The sequence below is a fragment of the Paenibacillus sp. FSL R7-0297 genome, from assembly GCF_038009025.1.
In the GTDB taxonomy this organism is placed as follows: Bacteria; Bacillota; Bacilli; order Paenibacillales; family Paenibacillaceae; genus Paenibacillus_AQ.
The window spans coordinates 12,535-28,684 of record NZ_JBBPAQ010000001.1 but is presented as its reverse complement, the minus strand read 5'-3'; the positions used below and the strand labels follow the sequence as shown (position 1 = coordinate 28,684).

Sequence of the window (16,150 nt, the reverse complement as noted above, 5' to 3'; positions counted from 1 at the left end):
TGCCCTTTTTTCAATCGGTATTTGCCGGCATATAATGGGAAAGCATCGCGTTGCGGACCATACTAGAAGAGAATGATCCTGTCCGGCTACTTAAGCGTGATGATCAGGGTGCTGATTTTACCGCCCTGCACCGTGAACTCATGTCTGAACAGCTGCGGAGCGGGAACGCGATTCTTGTTAAATTCCCCTTCCATCTCTGCTGTCACAGCGATGGCTTCTCCGGATTCTTCGATTTCCATGATCGTGTAGCGGACCTTGGCAGAGAACAGCTCTGCTTCCCCCCAAGCCTGTATAGCCTCCCTGCCCGCAATCTCTTTACCGTTATCCTTAACGCTGGCGCCGGGAGTGAACAAATCAATAAAGGCTTCAGGCTGATAGTGGTTGATGGCATTGTAATACTCCTGTACCTCACTCGGCAAGGTAACATGTTGATTCATGGATATCTGCCTCCTGTAAGTAGAGTAGCGGAAGCGGCATGGCTCCACCCTTACACGTAACTTAAACGTATCCGGGCATCCGTAAGCAGATTGGAGGGTGAATAGAGAGATGAGCGATCCTATCGAACCCGCTGACCTCACGTCCCCACGCGATACGTATAGATATTCTCGAAGAATAATTTTTTGAAATCATCCGCTTTGATGAAAAAATGCAACAAACCGGACAAGTCCCATTCCATCCCGATCTGATCATCAGAATCAGCCTGGAATAATAGAATCTCATCGCTGGGATGACCTCCGTATTGCAGTGCTGTCATATGGCCCAGGAAACGGAATCCGATTCCACGGTCGTAAGTAATCAGTAATTTCGGTCTGAATTCCAGGGAATAGCGGTTCAAGTCCGTTTCGTTGTTCATCAGATGGTTGGCTTCCAGATAATCTGAATCGGGAATCGTTAATTCAAGCTTTTTTTCGAGCAGCGCGGATCTGAATATTTGATCTTCCGATAATGTCATCGGTGGCTCCATTCGAACCAATTCTGTAGTTTCAGGGGAGTAATATACAACATTATTATTCTTCTTGTCTGAATCATAGTCATCGCTGTTATACCACACCTCATAATCATACACGTAGAAAAAGTAGAGAATTCCGGTAGCCGGATACCCCGGGTTAACCAAATTCATAGGGAACTCTTCAAGATTGATTTGAGCGACAAACGACATGGGATGGTTCTTCCACGAAGGCCATTGAAAGGAAGAGGGCATATCAGGATGTCCCCCGATTTTGCTGGCGCCAAGCTTGATTTCCGTTTCATCTGTCATTTTAGGAACCATGTAGAATCCGGGCAGAATGTGATGTTTCAATGTATCCCAATACTTATCAAGACCTGCTTCTCCCAGCATCAAGCGGATCTCACCAATGGAAGGGTCTGTGATTTGATCAGATGCCAGCGGGTGCTTGTATATGGAGGTATCATTGCTGCCTGCTGCATCACCTGTTATTAAGAAGCGGAGCAGTAGTATAAACGCTATTATTATCTTAAATGTATTCAAAGTTTCTCCCGCCCTTTTAAATTGCTATTCTACACGGGCCGGTTAAATTTGTCAGTTCGAAATTATTCCATTGATCTTACGGATAAAGCTGGCCCTGACCGGCTCCCGGCATAGCATCCTTGCGGAATTCGGAAGGCGAGCAGTTCATCGCTTTGCGGAAGACTTTGATGAAGTAGCTGACGTTGTCGAAGCCGGTATCCATGGCGATATCGGAGATTTTGCGGTCACTCTGCTGCAGCAGGTTGGCAGCCTGTCGGATCCGGTAGGAGTTGATGTAATCGACGGGCGTCTTGCGGGTCATGCTTTTGAAGAACCGGCAGAACTGCCCCTCACTCATCGGAATCAGCTCTGACAGATCGCGGGTGCGGATCGGCTCCTGATAATTGTCCTGGATATAGAGGATGACTTTCTTCAGCCGGTCGATCTTCGTGGTATCCGCGCCTGCCGACTGGCTGTAGTTCACCGAACGTCCCGGCGGCGCAATCTGAGAGAGCATGATGAGCAAAGTTCCTTTCATAAAGGATTCGAATCCGGGCATTTTATTATCATATGCCTCCATCATCCGCTCCAGGTGCAGCAGAAGCTCCCCTTGCCAAGGTACGGAGGAGGTGATGTGACGCGGAAAGCTCTGGCGTTTCTCCTGAAGCGGCAGAATTACAGTCTGCTGTATCGTATCATATTGGGCGCTGGCCAGGAGATCGGGGTGAAAGACAAGTGCACAGAACCGGCAGGGAGTGTCCTTAACCGCGTAGGCGGCATGAATATCACCGGATTTAATAAACACGGCTTCGCCGGGGCGGAGCGTGAAATAATCCGTATCCACCTGAAAGAGAATCTCGCCTTCAAGCAGCAGGAAGAACTCCGCTTCCTCATGCCAGTGGGTATCCAGGACAGGGGCTCCGGCCGGGAGCTCTATCCAATAGGCGGCCAAGGGAAACATAACATCCCCGTGTTCACGGTCTTCTTTGAGCAATCGCTGCGATGTGCGGTCCATTATAGCCCTCCTTGAGAGAAGAATATCAAAATAGTGTTATAAATAAGCTATATTTTATTAGTTTTGTGATTTTGTTATCGTTATAATGCAACTATAAACACCAAATTGAAGGGTGGCAAGTGCACACATGAAATTTACAGACGGCCTTTGGCTGGTTCGCGACGGAATTACAATCAATGGTGCAGTTCAGAACTATGCGGTGGAAAAAACTGCAGAAGGTCTGACAGCAATTACGCAGACAACTCCGATTACAGGACGTTCGGCAACACTGAACTCTACACTGCTCACCGTAAAATTCCATTCCCCGCTTCCGGGTGTGGTTGGGATTAAGATTATTCATAATGACGGCGTTATCGACCGTGGTCCTTCCTTTGAATTGACTAAGGGAACAGGCGATCATGTTCAAATCGAAGAAACCGAAGCACAGACCGTGCTGATCAGCGGCGGACTCCGCGTGGTCATCAACAAGGGAACTCACTGGTCGGTAGACTTCTACCGCGGCGACGAGCGCATTACAGGCAGCGGTTACAAATCGATGGCCTATATCACGGATCAGGACGGTAACACGTTCATGCGCGAAGAGCTGGATATCGGTATCGGCGAATTCGTGTATGGTCTGGGCGAACGCTTCACTGCTTTTGTGAAGAACGGCCAGGTGGTTGACCTCTGGAACAAGGATGGCGGTACAAGCTCCGAGCAGGCCTACAAGAACGTTCCGTTCTATGTAACCAGCAAAGGCTACGGCGTATTCGTGAACCAGCCTGAACTGGTTTCGTATGAAATCGCCTCAGAGAAAGTGAAAAAAGCCCAATTCAGCGTAGCTGGAGAGAGCCTGGAATACTTCGTCATTGAAGGGCCGACCATCAAAGAGGTTATTACTAAATATACTTCACTGACCGGCAAGCCTGCGCTGCCACCGGCATGGACCTTCGGTCTGTGGCTGACCACTTCGTTCACTACAGATTACGATGAAGCTACGGTTAACTCCTTCGTAGAAGGAATGGCAGAGCGCGATCTGCCGCTGCATGTGTTCCATTTCGACTGCTTCTGGATGCGCGAATACCAGTGGACCGATTTCCAGTGGGATTCCCGTGTGTTCCCGGACCCTGTGGGTATGCTGAAGCGCCTGCATGACAAGGGGCTTAAGATCTGCGTTTGGATCAACTCTTATATCGGACAGCGTTCACCGCTGTTTGAAGAAGGCAAGAAGAACGGCTATCTGCTCAAAAAAGCTAACGGCGACGTATACCAAACCGACCTTTGGCAGGCAGGCATGGGACTCGTGGACTTCACGAACCCTGCGGCTTGTGAATGGTATGCAGGTTACCTGCGCGGCCTGGTGGACATGGGCGTAGACAGCTTCAAGACCGACTTCGGCGAGCGTATTCCTACGGATGTTGTCTACTTCGACGGCTCCGATCCGCACAAAATGCATAACTATTACACTCAGTTGTATAACAAGGTTGTCTTTGAAGTACTGGAAGAGAAGCTTGGCAAGAATGAAGCGGCAGTCTTCGCACGTTCGGCAACCGCCGGCGGGCAGCAGTTCCCGGTTCACTGGGGCGGCGACTGCTACGCTGACTACGAGTCCATGGCAGAAAGCCTGCGCGGCGGCCTGTCGCTAGGCCTGTCCGGCTTCGGCTTCTGGAGCCATGACATCGGCGGCTTCGAGAATACCGCTCCGGCGCATGTCTTCAAGCGCTGGCTGGCCTTCGGCCTGCTCTCCAGCCACAGCCGTCTGCACGGCAGCACCTCGTACCGTGTGCCTTGGGCTTACGACGACGAAGCCGTGGATGTTACCCGCTTCTTCACCAAGCTTAAATGCAGCCTGATGCCATACCTGTATGATGTAGCCGGACAGGCGCATGAACAGGGCTGGGCTTCGATGCGTGCGATGGTGATGGAATTCCCGGAAGATCCGACCTGCGAAGTGCTGGACCGCCAGTACATGCTGGGGGATTCCCTGCTGGTGGCTCCGATCTTCCAGGAGAACGGCGAAGTGAAATACTATCTGCCAGCCGGCCGCTGGACACACCTCTTGAACGGCGAAACCGTGGAGGGCGGATCATGGCGCAAAGAGAAGCATGATTTCTTCAGCCTTCCGTTATTCGTACGCCCGAACTCCCTGCTTGCCGTAGGCAGCGAAGACAGCCGTCCGGACTATGACTTCGCCGAAGGCGTGAAGTTTGGTCTGTACTCCCTTGAGGATGGCAAGGCAACAACTGCAACTGTACGCGATATCAACGGCGCTCCTGAGCTGAAGGTAGAAGCTGCACGCAGCGGCAACACCGTAACTGTAACTGCTGAAGGCAGCGGCAAAGCATTCACATTTGCTGTGAAGGATCTTGGCGCTATCGCTTCCGTAGAAGGTGCGGAGCAGGCAGATGAAACTACAGTGAAGGTAAACGCCGGAGCTAAATCCGTATCGTTCACCATTACGCTGAAATAAGCTTATACCGCCTCATATTCAAGCTCTCTGATGACGGGGGACATTCGTCCCCGGTGTATCAGGGAGTTTTTTGAGGATTGAACAACGGTTACGGTATTTGAGGCTATTGGAACTTCTCAAGCTGTTCTTGCCGCGCAAATCCTGCACGAAATACAACATTTTCCTCATATTATCAATCCTAATCCAGAATTGTTGTATAAAAGGCAGCATTTCGCCTTCTCCCGGCTGCTTTGCGGGGGAATTCATGTATTTCGTACAACAAATTCTCTCAAATTTCCTATTATTCAGGCATAGAAGTAGTATGTACAACATTATCGCCTTTTCCATTCATTACAGGTGTGCTGTGAACTGGATAATCCAATTTCTGTAAGAAACGATAGGAGAATAGAATGCTATGAACAATAAAGTGAATACAGGAGTGCTAAGCCAGCCGGAATTCACTTCAGCCACAGCGCTGTCCGCAGCCGCCAATCATATTATGAACTCGCCGGAGCCGTTCACCCATACATACCGGACCTATATCCGCCTGCGGGAGAATGGAAGCCTGACGCTGAAGTTCTGGCACAGCAATGCTGTGGATTCGACATGGGACATGGGGGCGGAGTCTACAGCGAGTGAACCGGGCGGGGAGTGGAGCATCGAAGCGGCATATATGGCTGATGGCGGAGCCGATCCGGATGGCACTGTCGTGCCTGGCTCGCAGGTTCCGTTTACCTTCGCAGGCGAGGCCTCCCGGCTGGTGAAGCCGGGCGAGAAGTTCTGGAGCGATGAAGCCCTGCTGGAGCTGCCGGAAGGGCACTATCTGGCCTTTACCTGGACCCTTAAGGCGGATGCCGGCAAGTCGGTTCCCTTCAACGTGGAGGGTATGCTGGTCTCCGGCTACGACGCGCCGGGCAATCTGGCTGCGCAGGAAACCGCAGATGCTTTCAGCGTATCGGATAAGCAGCAGGTATTGCCAAGCTTCCTCGGGTATAAAAAGGAAGTAGCGAAGAAGCTGGTATTCCTCGGGGATTCGATTACACAGGGAGTGCGGACTGCCAAGGATGAATACGCCTTCTGGACGGCAAGAATAGCTGAAGGATTGGGGGCGGAGTACGGGCTGTGGAATATAGGCTCCGGCTGGGGCCGGGCCTATGATGTGGCCACGGATGGCGCCTGGCTGCACAAAGCCTTGCAGGGAGATGAGGTGCTGATTGTGCTTGGCGTTAACGATCTGGATATCGGGCAACGTTCGGCTGAGGAACTGCTGGAGGATCTTACGCATATCATCGCCAAGATCAAGTCAGCGCGCCAAGGCGCTTCCGTCATTCTCAGTACCGTGCCGCCGTTCAACTTCGAAGGTGACCGCGAAACGGCCTGGCGCAGTGTGAATGAAAGCATCCTTACGAACCCTCCGGCTGGTGTGAACCGTGTGTTCGACATCGCTGCGGTGCTGTCCGTGCCGGCTCCGGCAGATCACAGAATCAAGCCGGAGTATATGAGCGACGAGTTTGATCCGCATCCGAACGGCCATGCCGGTAAGGCGGTAGCGGAAGCGTTTTTGGCTTGGTACGCTTAAGAAGCATAAAGAACCCCTTGAACCCGCTAGGCATACTATGTAGTACATTAACAGAAGGGTAGTGTGCCTGTAGTGGGAATGCAAGCGGGAGTACAAGTGCAGCCAAAAGTGCTGTATCAGGCAGATCAGAATTATATTCAAAGTATGAAGTCGATCAGACATCACATGCACCATGTATGCAGACAACATGCAAACCAGATTGTCCAGGTGCAGACGATTGACGGTCAAGTCGTTACAGGGAGAATTCTCGGCTGTGACAGGGGATTGTTTTACCTGGGGGTACAGAATCATCATGGAGCAGGACGCGCCTTCTTCGGAAGCAGCGAAGAAGCCATCCTGACCCTGGTACTGTACGAATTGCTGGTTATAGTTTTATTGTCCTAACTTGAATTGGCTGTCTCATAAGCTGTTATAGGCTAATGGATGGGCGGTATTCAAGGCAAAGGCTATCCCAAGCGGCCATATGATGGCTTTTAGGATAGCCTCTTTTTTGCGTTCACCAGGTTAGAATGTTTTGAGAATAATCACCAGTAGAATATAGAGTACTAAAATTGTAGTGGTAGAAGTGAAAAGTCCGCTGACATTTGCGCAACCGCTCATCGCCTTACCTCCTTCGCAAGTTCATCTTTCAGAACCATGATATGCACTTTCGGCCATCATGGTATAGACAATTGACCAAGAGAACTGCAATGAGTTCTGGCATCCATTCTGTTATGGGGAAACTTGTACACGGTAATCCTTCGGTGAGCAGCCGACCTGTTTCTTGAATACCTTGCTGAAATATTTGACGTCGTGGAAGCCGACCATCTCCGAGATCTGCACCAGCTTCAGGTTTGGATTCTGCATGAGCAGCTTGGCTTTCTCGATCCGGACGTTGACGATATAGTCAGAGAAGTTGATGCCGTATTCCTGTTTGAACTTGCGCGAGACGTACTCGCGGCTGACATAGAATTTGCCGGCAACCTCCTGCAGGGAGAGATCGGACGGGTAGTTCTGCTCGATATACTTAATAATCTCCGTCATCGGATTCCGCTCTTTAATCTGTCTGGCCGAGAGTATCTGAGACAGGCGCTGCATCAGCGCGAAGGACCAGTCACGCCAGGCGAACAGGGAGAAGGAGTAGCCGCTTGGCAGCGGAGACGGGTGCTGGAGGTCCTCCTGCTCAAGCTCAGCCAGCACGCTGTCGGCCAGGCTTCCCAGTGCTTCCCGGACCAGCCGGGAGCGGAACAGCAGTGCGTCCGCTTTCCATGAGTTCAGCATCTGCGGGGTAACCACACCGCGGCGGCTGAGTTCATGGGTCCAATGCTGTGCAGCCGCGGACATTGTTTCGGGAGTGCCGCTGATTACAGCCATCCGCCAATCGTCCTGGACATCAGCGAAATTCAGCGGCGCTTCGGCATCGGCACTGCTGCGCACCTGGCTGCCTGCCGGGAAGCCGCCTTCTCCTGCAACCGGAGCAAAGTGACAATAATCCTCATGTCTTAGCAGATTCCTCCGGAGCAGGGCTTCGGCGGCTTCTGTGCGCTGCGCCGGCAGCTGTCCGGGGAAGTGGCCTGCGGTGCTGATGCCGAAATGCATACGGAACTGCAGGGTATGGTAGATTCCCTGATTGATCCGGCTGATCAGCTCGACTACAGATTCCCGGCCATCCCAGAGAATGATGGCAATCTCCGGGGGGCCGCCCCAATACCGGAAGGCGATTCCGTTATTCTGCTGCTGCAGAAATTCATTACAGATGTTCACAATGGCGTAGTACAGCAGTTCGCTGTCCCCCCCGAACCGTTTGAGCAGCGGATTGTTGCCGCTGTCCGTCTGCACAAGAATCAGCCGCGAGGTCTTGGCACTCTGCGGCATGATGCCGTCCCCAATAAGCCTGCGCAGCGAGGCTTCGGCATTAACCTTATCGTCAATCAATGCGGAGAGCAGCTTCTCTCCGTAGATTGGCTTAATCTCATTCAGCCGGAGGCTCTGACGCTGGCGGTGGCTGCGCTCCGCTTCTTCGGAACGCCAGGCGGCAACCGCCTTGGACACCGCGTTGTTAATCATATCTGCTTCAATCGGCTTAAGAATATAATCTATTCCGCCGTGGCGTACGGTCTGGCGTACGAAATCGAAATCATTATGCCCGCTGACGACAATGAATTTGGTGTTGCCGGCGAATTCATCTACCCAGGTCATCAGCTCAACACCGTTCCCCGATTCCATCATCATATCCATAACCACCAGCGCCGGCTTCTCCTTGCGGATCAGCTGGATGGCTTCATTGCCGTTCCCCGCTTCGAGAATCTCATCAATCTGATGGGCATCCCAGTCCACCAGCAGCCGGACCGCCTTCCGGACTCTTGCTTCATCATCCACTATAAGCGCCTTCATATCCGTTCACTCTCCACTAATATATCAATTTCCAGCCGGATGATTACCCCGCCGGCCTTAAGATTATCCACTGTCAGCATGGCATTATCCCCACACACCAGCCGCAGCCGTGCCAGCACATTCACGAGGCCGATGCCGGCGCCGGGCGCATCGCGTTTGCTGTAACCGTCCTTGTTGTCTGTATGACTCAGATTAACAGGCTCAACGGCTCTGGGCTGCTCCAGCTCCTTGCGCAGCGCCTCCAGCCGGGTGGCCGGAATGGTCAGACCGTTGTTTTGAATGCTGATTTCCATCCGTCCGGAGGTAAGGGGGGCTGCGGTAATCTCGATGAATCCGTCCGTACGGTCCAGATTGAAACCGTGCTTGAAGTAATTCTCCACTATGGGCTGAAGGATCATCTTGGGCATCAGCGCCTGCAGCAGCGATTCTTCCATATCGTAGCGGAAACTGAACTTATTTTCAAAACGTTCCTTCTGCAGCTCAATATAAGCTTTGACATGCTCCAGCTCATTTTGGATCGTCACAATCTTCTCATCATTGTACATGCTGTAGCGCATCATCTTGGCCAGTGCCGAGAGCAGCCCGTAGATCTGCGGCACCTTCAGCTCCAGAGCGAGTGTACCGATAATCTGAAGAGTGTTGTTCATGAAATGCGGATTGATCTGCGATTGCAGTGCCCTCAGCTCATTGGTTTTGTTCGACAGCTCCAGCCTGTACTCCCGCAGAATCAGATTGTTAATCGTATCCATCATGCTGCGGAAATGCTCCGTGACCACTCCGATCTCATCCTTGCCCGCCGGCCGGATATCAATCTCCAGATTGCCGGTCTGCACCTGGTTCATATACCGGGTCAGCTGCTTGATCGGCGCGGTAATCCGGAAGGAGACCAGAACGGTCAGGATAATGATCGTGATGAGCAGCAGCACCAGCAGCAGCATATTGATCCGGGCCGCTTCAAGCGCTTCACGGAACAGATAGGAGACAGGGATCTGCTTCACCAGAGTCCAGTGGAGACCCGCGCCTTCGATTCTCTGATATATAAAGACGGCGCCGCTCTCTTCGAAATAACCCTGCGAGTCACTCTTATCCGCAATCTGGCTGTTATACCAGTCCGCATTCAGCGGTTTGCCAAGCGTGGTGCTGTCATTACTGTATACGAGCGTGCCACTGTCATCCACCAGATAGAGGTTCTCCTGATCCTGCTCGTACAGCTGGTCCATAATATCGGCAAGTGCGCTCAGCCTGACATCAATCGATAAGAATCCTAGCGCTTCTGTAGATGGGATGCGTTCAATTCTGCGGTGCAGCGTAAAGACCGGCTCCGGAACGAACTGTATGATAGGCAGCTTCAGCCCGTAGGCGTTACTGATATGAGTGCCCTGTACTTTAACCGGGGAGCTTCCCGTAAGGTTGGATTCCTGGTAAGGCATATTCCCCAGCCACCGCTTGGGTGTTGTATTATCGGTTATCAATGTAGCCTTGCCGTCTTTGACGCCGTATAAGTACACCTGTGAGATGTTGGGCTGGGAAGTAGAGATGTAACTGAGCGAATTATAAATTGCAATATCAGAAGACAGATCATCATAACCGGCTTCAAGCAGGCGGTAAAAATCGGAGTCGGCGTATACGCTCAGCGACAGCCGGTTGATCTCCTGAATGAGGCTGCTGATATTTTTGTAGCCCTGGTACAGCAGATTCTTATTCTCATCGACAGCCCGGGTTCTTAATGAGTTTGTTGTATAAGAGTAGTTAATGAACATTGTAGCCATAATACAGATTAGTGTGGGCAGGAGTAAAAAAACAATCAGTTTGGTGCGGATACTGTTCCACTTCATGGGGCCTTGTCACATCCGATCAATATTTTACACCCTAAAGATCACCTGCGTAGGTGTAAGGAGTTCTGCAAAAAACAGATAATATGTTTAGATCATAAACAAGTAAGTGAGCAAAAGAAAGGGGGGCCATTAAATGCGCGGCAATAAGTTGTCCCAATTTGGTCAACAGCTATTTTTCGTTGGCCCGGCGTTATTGTTCTTTACCTTGATTACTATTATCCCGTTTCTGATGGGGATGTACTACTCCTTCACAGACTGGAACGGCGTATCAGGTAATGTAAGCTGGGTGGGCGTTCAGAACTTTAAATCGATTTTTACGAATGATCCCGACTTCTGGTCATCCTTCTGGTTTACCGTGAGATTCACTGTACTGGGAGTAATATTGACCAATGTGGTGGGCTTTTTCCTGGCCTATCTGCTGACCAAACCTTTAAAAACACGCAATATGCTCCGGACCATTTTCTTCATGCCGAATGTGATCGGGGGATTGCTGCTTGGTTTCATATGGCAGTTCATTTTCATTAAAGGGTTCGCCACAATGGGCGATGTTACAGGCTGGTCCTTCTTCAATCTTCCTTGGCTTGGGGATGCAACCACCGGCTTCTGGGCAATTGTCATGGTATTCATTTGGCAGTCCTCCGGTTACCTGATGGTTATCTACATTGCTTCACTCAGCAACGTGTCCAAAGAAGTGCTCGAAGCTGCTGAGATTGACGGCGCATCCCGGATGCAGGTGCTTCGCAACATTATCGTGCCGCTGATTATGCCTGCGGTGACGATCGGCTTGTTCCTGGCCATTTCCTGGTCCTTCAAAATGTTCGACCTGAACCTGTCGCTGACTAAAGGCGGACCGTTCAAATCGACTGAATCCGTAGCCATGAACATCTATAATGAAGCCTTCCTGAACAACCGTTACGGTCTGGGTACGGCAAAAGCGTTGTTATTCTTCGTCATTGTAGCGCTGATCACTGTCATTCAGGTTCGTCTTACGAAGAGCAAGGAGGTAGAAGCTTAATGAACGCTAAAACTAAAGGCAGATGGAACATTGGAATTGAAGTAATTATGATTCTTCTGGCGCTTCTATTCCTCTCTCCTTTCTATTTCCTGCTGGCGAACTCGGTGAAATCCTTCGGTGAGATTCTGAGCGATGCGGCAAGCTGGCCGCAGACCTTCATGTGGTCAAACTATGCTAACGCCTGGAAGCTGGCCCGTTTCTCCGAGGCCTTCCGCAATTCGCTGATCGTCACAATCATTAGTGTGATTCTGATCTCCCTGTTCAGCGCAATGGCCGCTTACCGCATGGTACGTGCCAATACCCGGTTTAACCAGGTTCTGTTGCTGCTGTTCGTAGCGGCAATGGTCGTTCCGTTCCAGACGATCATGATTCCGATCTTGAAGGTCGTAAACATCATTGGGGTCAACAACTCGTTCGCGGGTCTGATTATTTCCAACCTGGGACTTAGCATTCCGATGGCAATCTTCCTGTTCCACGGCTTCATCAAATCGGTGCCGCTGGAAATTGAAGAAGCGGCAACCGTGGATGGCTGCAATCCGATCTCGGCTTTCTTCCGGATTGTGCTACCTCTGCTGAAGCCCATGCTGATGACCATTATCGTGCTGAATGCACTGGGCATCTGGAATGACTATCTGCTTCCATCGCTGATTCTTCAGGCACCTGAATTGCGTACCATTCCGCTTGCTACCTTCTCGTTCTTCGGCCAGTATACGAAGCAATGGGATATGGCACTTCCGGCGCTGACTATCGGGGTTGCCCCGATTGTAATCTTCTATCTGTTCATGCAGCGTTACATTGTTGAGGGAATAGCGGCCGGCTCGGTGAAGGGTTAATCACCGGGCTCCCGTTCCACATATTAAGCAGTTAAATTAGTCAAGGGGGAAATACAAATGATGAAGAAACGGTCTGCAGTGATGCTGTCCAGCGTAATGCTGATGTCTGTCGTGCTTGCGGCATGCGGTGGCAACAACACTAACAATAATGCTTCGAATGGTGCTTCGAATGGAAGCGCTGGCAACACTTCCGGCGCTGTGAAAACGGTTAAGATTTTCCAGTTCAAGACCGAAATCGTGGAAGGCCTGAATGAACTGAAGGTTGAATTCGAGAAAGAATACCCTAACATCAAGCTGGACATTCAAACGGTTGGCGGCGGCGCAGACTATGGGGCAGCCCTGAAGACGAAATTCGCTTCCGGCGATGCTCCTGACATTTTCTCGAACGGCGGTTACGCTGAAATGGCACTGTGGGCTGACAAGCTCGAGGATCTGTCCGATCAGCCTTGGGTGAAGGATCTGATTCCTTTGGCTGCTGAGCCAATGACTAAAGATGGCAAAACCTATGGTATGCCGATGAACCTTGAAGGTATTGGTTATGTCTACAACAAGGATCTGTTCGCCAAAGCCGGTATCACTGAAACGCCAAAAACAATCACTGAGCTTGAAGAAGCAGCAAAAAAATTGCAGGCGATCGATGTTATTCCTTTCGGAAACGCATACCAGGAATGGTGGCTGCTGGGTATCCAGGGCATCAGCGTAGCATTTGCACAGCAGGATAATGTGGATGAATTCATCAACGGCCTGAACGCCGGAACTTCCACCATCGTGGGCAACGAGAAATTCAAGGATTGGAGCAACCTGCTTAACCTGACTGTGAAATACGGACAGAAGAATCCTTTGACTACAGATGCTAATACTCACCTGGCTATGTTCGCCAATGGCGAAACCGCTATGATGCAGGAAGGCAACTGGGCACAGACTCTGGTTGACAACATCACCCCTGGCATGAACATCGGTATGTTCCCTATGCCAATCAACGACGATCCTGCGATGAACGATAAGCTGTCTGTAGGGGTTCCTGCCAACCTAGTCGTGAATAAGGATTCCGGATCTAAGGAAGAAGCTAAGACCTTCCTGAACTGGCTTGTAACTTCCGACATGGGTAAAGAGTATCTCGTTCAAAAGTGGAAATTCATCCCTGCCCTGTCCACCATTCCGGCAACACCTGAAGATATCGGTCTTCTGGGTGCGGATGTATGGAACTATGTTCAAGAGGGTAAAGTCTACGGACTTCAGGCTTCGAAATTCCCTGATGGTGTAACTCAAGAATTTGCAAGTTCCATTCAAGAGCTAATCGCCGGTAAAGTGGACGAAGCAGGCTGGGAAAAGAGCATGCAGGCAGCTTGGGATAAGCTGAAGAAATAATCAGTACCTGCAAAGCAAGTACAACGAGTAATTGTAATGTGGTGCTAAACAGAGAGTCCTTATAAGGACCTAACCCGGATAAAGTGGATTGCCAGGACGCTCCCGCCTATCTCAGCATATGAGGTGAGGCGGGGGCGTTCTTTTGGTTGTCCGGAAACTGGCGGTCTGATATATACTCGAATGGAGAAGATTTCTGTACATGAATGATGAGGAGGAGTGATGGGGCTTATGGAACTTAACAGCTATACTAACGTGCAGATCGGCGTGGATTATTATCCGGAGCATTGGGACGAGTCCATGTGGGAGACAGATATCAAGTTGATGAAGGAAACCGGGGTAAAGGTGGTGCGGGTCGCGGAATTTGCCTGGAGCCGGCTTGAGCCGGTAGAGGGGACCTTTGATTTCGCCTGGCTGGACCGGGCGCTGGATCTGTTCCACGCCTACGGAATTCAGATTGTGATCGGGACGCCGACAGCGACACCGCCGCGCTGGCTGACTTCTGCCTACCCGGATGTGCTGCCTGTGTTCGCAGATGGAGGTGTATTCCATCCGGGAGTACGCGGCCACCGCTGTTACAACAGCGCATCGCTGCGGAAGTATGGCCGCCGGATTATTGAGGCGCTGGCCCGTCATTACAGCGGTCATCCTGCCGTTATCGGCTGGCAGACGGACAATGAATTCAGTATGCTGGATTGCCATTGTGACAGCTGCAACCTGGCGTTCCGCAAGTGGGTTCAGGAGAAGTACAGCACACTCGCGCAGGTTAACGCAGAGTGGGGAACTGTGGTCTGGAGCGGAGAGTACAGCAGCTGGGACGAGCTGACGGTGCCTTACGGCGGCTCACCATTCCAGAATCCCTCGCTGCTGCTGGATTTCCAGCGGTTCCAATGGGATGCGGTGATCGCTTTCCAGAAGATGCAGACGGAAGTGCTGCGCGAGATCTGCCCGAAGCACTTCATCACCCACAACTTCCATAGTTATCCTCAGCGGCTGGACATGCACGGGCTGGCTGAGGATCTTGATGTGGCTGCCTTCGATTATTATCCGAACCCTTCGCCGAAGAAGCAGACGACGGCTCCCTACAGCGGCGCGCTATCCCTGGATCTGACCCGCGGCATCAAACGCCGCAATTTCTGGATCATGGAGCAGCTGAGCGGCCCGCCGGGCTGCTGGTTCCCAATGTGGCGGACTCCTAACCCGGGGTTTATCCGCGCTTATGCCTGGCAGGCGATTGCCAGAGGCGCAGATACCGTGGTGCATTTCCGCTGGAGAAGCTCCGTAGCCGGGGCAGAACAGTTCTGGCATGGGCTGATCGACCACAGCAATGTGCCCGGGCGGAGATTTGCCGAGTTCGCGCAGCTATGCAGTGAGGTGAACGGTTTGGCTCCGCTGCTGACGGGGACTAAGGTTATCAGCCAGGCGGCTATCCTGTATTCGCATGAGCAGCTGGCTGCGCTGCGCATCCAGCCTCAGGCTGAAGGATTGGACTACTACGATAACATTAAGCAGTACCACCGGGCGCTGACGAAGCTTGGTATCGGGTGCGATGTCATCGACTGGCGGCAGCCGCTTGAGGGTTACAAGCTGGTGATTGTCCCGAGCCTGTACCTGCATGATGAGGAAGCTGCACAACTGCTGGAGACTTTTGCCGAAGGTGGCGGAATCGTGATCCTTACCCATCGCAGCGGTGTGAAGAATATGAACAACATCTGTGTAATGCAGCCACTGCCAGGGCTCTTCTCCCGTGCAGCGGGTGTAACGGTGGAGGAATATGATCCGATCGGAGGCGAAGTTCATTCGCTTCGCAGCGCTGAGGGCCTTCTGTATGAATGCAGCCAGTGGTGCGACATTCTGCGGCCGGCGGGAGCCGAGCCGGTCGCCTGGTATGAAGACGATTTCTTTGCCGGAGCTCCTGCGGTCACCGTAAACCGCTTCGGAGCGGGCCAGGTTTATTATATCGGAACACATGCCGGGGAGAACTACTGGCTGAAGCTTTTGAGTGATATCGCGCAAGACGTTGGGCTTGAGCTGTTCCCGGAATTACCGGAGGGTGTACAGGCATTCAAGCGCACAGGAGAGAGAGGGGGACTGCTGTTTCTGCTGAATCTTAGCCGGACGCCTCAGACTGTAGGGCTAGACAAGCTTTACCGCAGCGCTTTTACCGGTGCCCTGATGACTGGCCCGGTAGAGCTTGCGGCGTATGGTGTAGAGATTCTGGAGACTGAAGGCTGAAGCT

The 16,150-nt window shown here is 51.8% G+C and carries 13 protein-coding genes; 7 read left to right on the top strand and 6 right to left on the bottom strand.

The genetic code is table 11. The features are described 5' to 3' along the window. Window positions 1–86: 86 nt before the first annotated feature. From MKZ24_RS00120 to MKZ24_RS00110, 3 genes are all read right to left on the bottom strand, one after another. Window positions 87–437, bottom strand: coding sequence for a nuclear transport factor 2 family protein (locus MKZ24_RS00120; protein WP_042232710.1), 351 nt, complete (start codon window positions 435–437; stop codon window positions 87–89). A 137-nt stretch (window positions 438–574) separates the two neighbouring features. Continuing rightward, window positions 575–1,489, bottom strand: a complete 915-nt coding sequence (locus MKZ24_RS00115) for a YwqG family protein (RefSeq protein WP_340780895.1) — start codon at window positions 1,487–1,489, stop codon at window positions 575–577. Window positions 1,490–1,565: 76 nt separating this feature from the next. Then, complete coding sequence (locus MKZ24_RS00110; RefSeq protein ID WP_340780893.1) at window positions 1,566–2,483, bottom strand: AraC family transcriptional regulator; 918 nt, start codon at window positions 2,481–2,483, stop codon at window positions 1,566–1,568. A gap of 127 nt (window positions 2,484–2,610) precedes the next feature. Between MKZ24_RS00110 and yicI the strand changes: the two genes are divergently transcribed. The 3 genes from yicI to MKZ24_RS00095 all read left to right on the top strand — a co-directional run bounded on the left by yicI (window position 2,611) and on the right by MKZ24_RS00095 (window position 6,874). Next, window positions 2,611–4,932: an alpha-xylosidase gene (yicI, locus tag MKZ24_RS00105; RefSeq protein WP_340780892.1), complete on the top strand. Its 2,322-nt coding sequence runs from the start codon at window positions 2,611–2,613 to the stop codon at window positions 4,930–4,932. Between the two features lie 394 nt (window positions 4,933–5,326). Continuing rightward, the gene (locus MKZ24_RS00100) at window positions 5,327–6,490 is read left to right on the top strand and encodes an SGNH/GDSL hydrolase family protein (RefSeq protein ID WP_340780891.1); all 1,164 of its coding nucleotides are present in this window, start codon (window positions 5,327–5,329) and stop codon (window positions 6,488–6,490) included. A 96-nt stretch (window positions 6,491–6,586) separates the two neighbouring features. Next, entirely contained in the window at window positions 6,587–6,874 is a 288-nt protein-coding gene (locus MKZ24_RS00095) for a hypothetical protein (RefSeq protein ID WP_231637770.1), read from the top strand. 120 nt (window positions 6,875–6,994) lie between these two features. Here MKZ24_RS00095 and MKZ24_RS00090 read toward each other — a convergent pair whose 3' ends face one another. The 3 genes from MKZ24_RS00090 to MKZ24_RS00080 all read right to left on the bottom strand — a co-directional run bounded on the left by MKZ24_RS00090 (window position 6,995) and on the right by MKZ24_RS00080 (window position 10,698). After that, window positions 6,995–7,090, bottom strand: coding sequence for a YjcZ family sporulation protein (locus MKZ24_RS00090; RefSeq protein WP_340780889.1), 96 nt, complete (start codon window positions 7,088–7,090; stop codon window positions 6,995–6,997). A gap of 111 nt (window positions 7,091–7,201) precedes the next feature. Further along, the gene (locus MKZ24_RS00085) at window positions 7,202–8,863 is read right to left on the bottom strand and encodes a helix-turn-helix domain-containing protein (protein WP_042232719.1); all 1,662 of its coding nucleotides are present in this window, start codon (window positions 8,861–8,863) and stop codon (window positions 7,202–7,204) included. After that, the gene (locus MKZ24_RS00080) at window positions 8,860–10,698 is read right to left on the bottom strand and encodes a cache domain-containing sensor histidine kinase (protein WP_042232721.1); all 1,839 of its coding nucleotides are present in this window, start codon (window positions 10,696–10,698) and stop codon (window positions 8,860–8,862) included. Before MKZ24_RS00080 ends, MKZ24_RS00085 begins: the two co-directional genes overlap by 4 nt. Window positions 10,699–10,831: 133 nt before the next feature. Between MKZ24_RS00080 and MKZ24_RS00075 the strand changes: the two genes are divergently transcribed. The 4 genes from MKZ24_RS00075 (at window position 10,832) to MKZ24_RS00060 (ending at window position 16,146) form a co-directional block, all read left to right on the top strand. Further along, entirely contained in the window at window positions 10,832–11,713 is an 882-nt protein-coding gene (locus tag MKZ24_RS00075; protein WP_042232723.1) for a carbohydrate ABC transporter permease, read from the top strand. Continuing rightward, window positions 11,713–12,546 (top strand): carbohydrate ABC transporter permease, encoded by an 834-nt coding sequence (locus tag MKZ24_RS00070; protein WP_042232725.1) that lies wholly within the window; start codon window positions 11,713–11,715, stop codon window positions 12,544–12,546. Before MKZ24_RS00075 ends, MKZ24_RS00070 begins: the two co-directional genes overlap by 1 nt. A 57-nt stretch (window positions 12,547–12,603) precedes the next feature. Further along, complete coding sequence (locus MKZ24_RS00065; protein ID WP_081956372.1) at window positions 12,604–13,914, top strand: ABC transporter substrate-binding protein; 1,311 nt, start codon at window positions 12,604–12,606, stop codon at window positions 13,912–13,914. A 228-nt stretch (window positions 13,915–14,142) separates the two neighbouring features. Next, window positions 14,143–16,146: a beta-galactosidase gene (locus tag MKZ24_RS00060; protein WP_340780888.1), complete on the top strand. Its 2,004-nt coding sequence runs from the start codon at window positions 14,143–14,145 to the stop codon at window positions 16,144–16,146. Window positions 16,147–16,150: the final 4 nt, after the last annotated feature.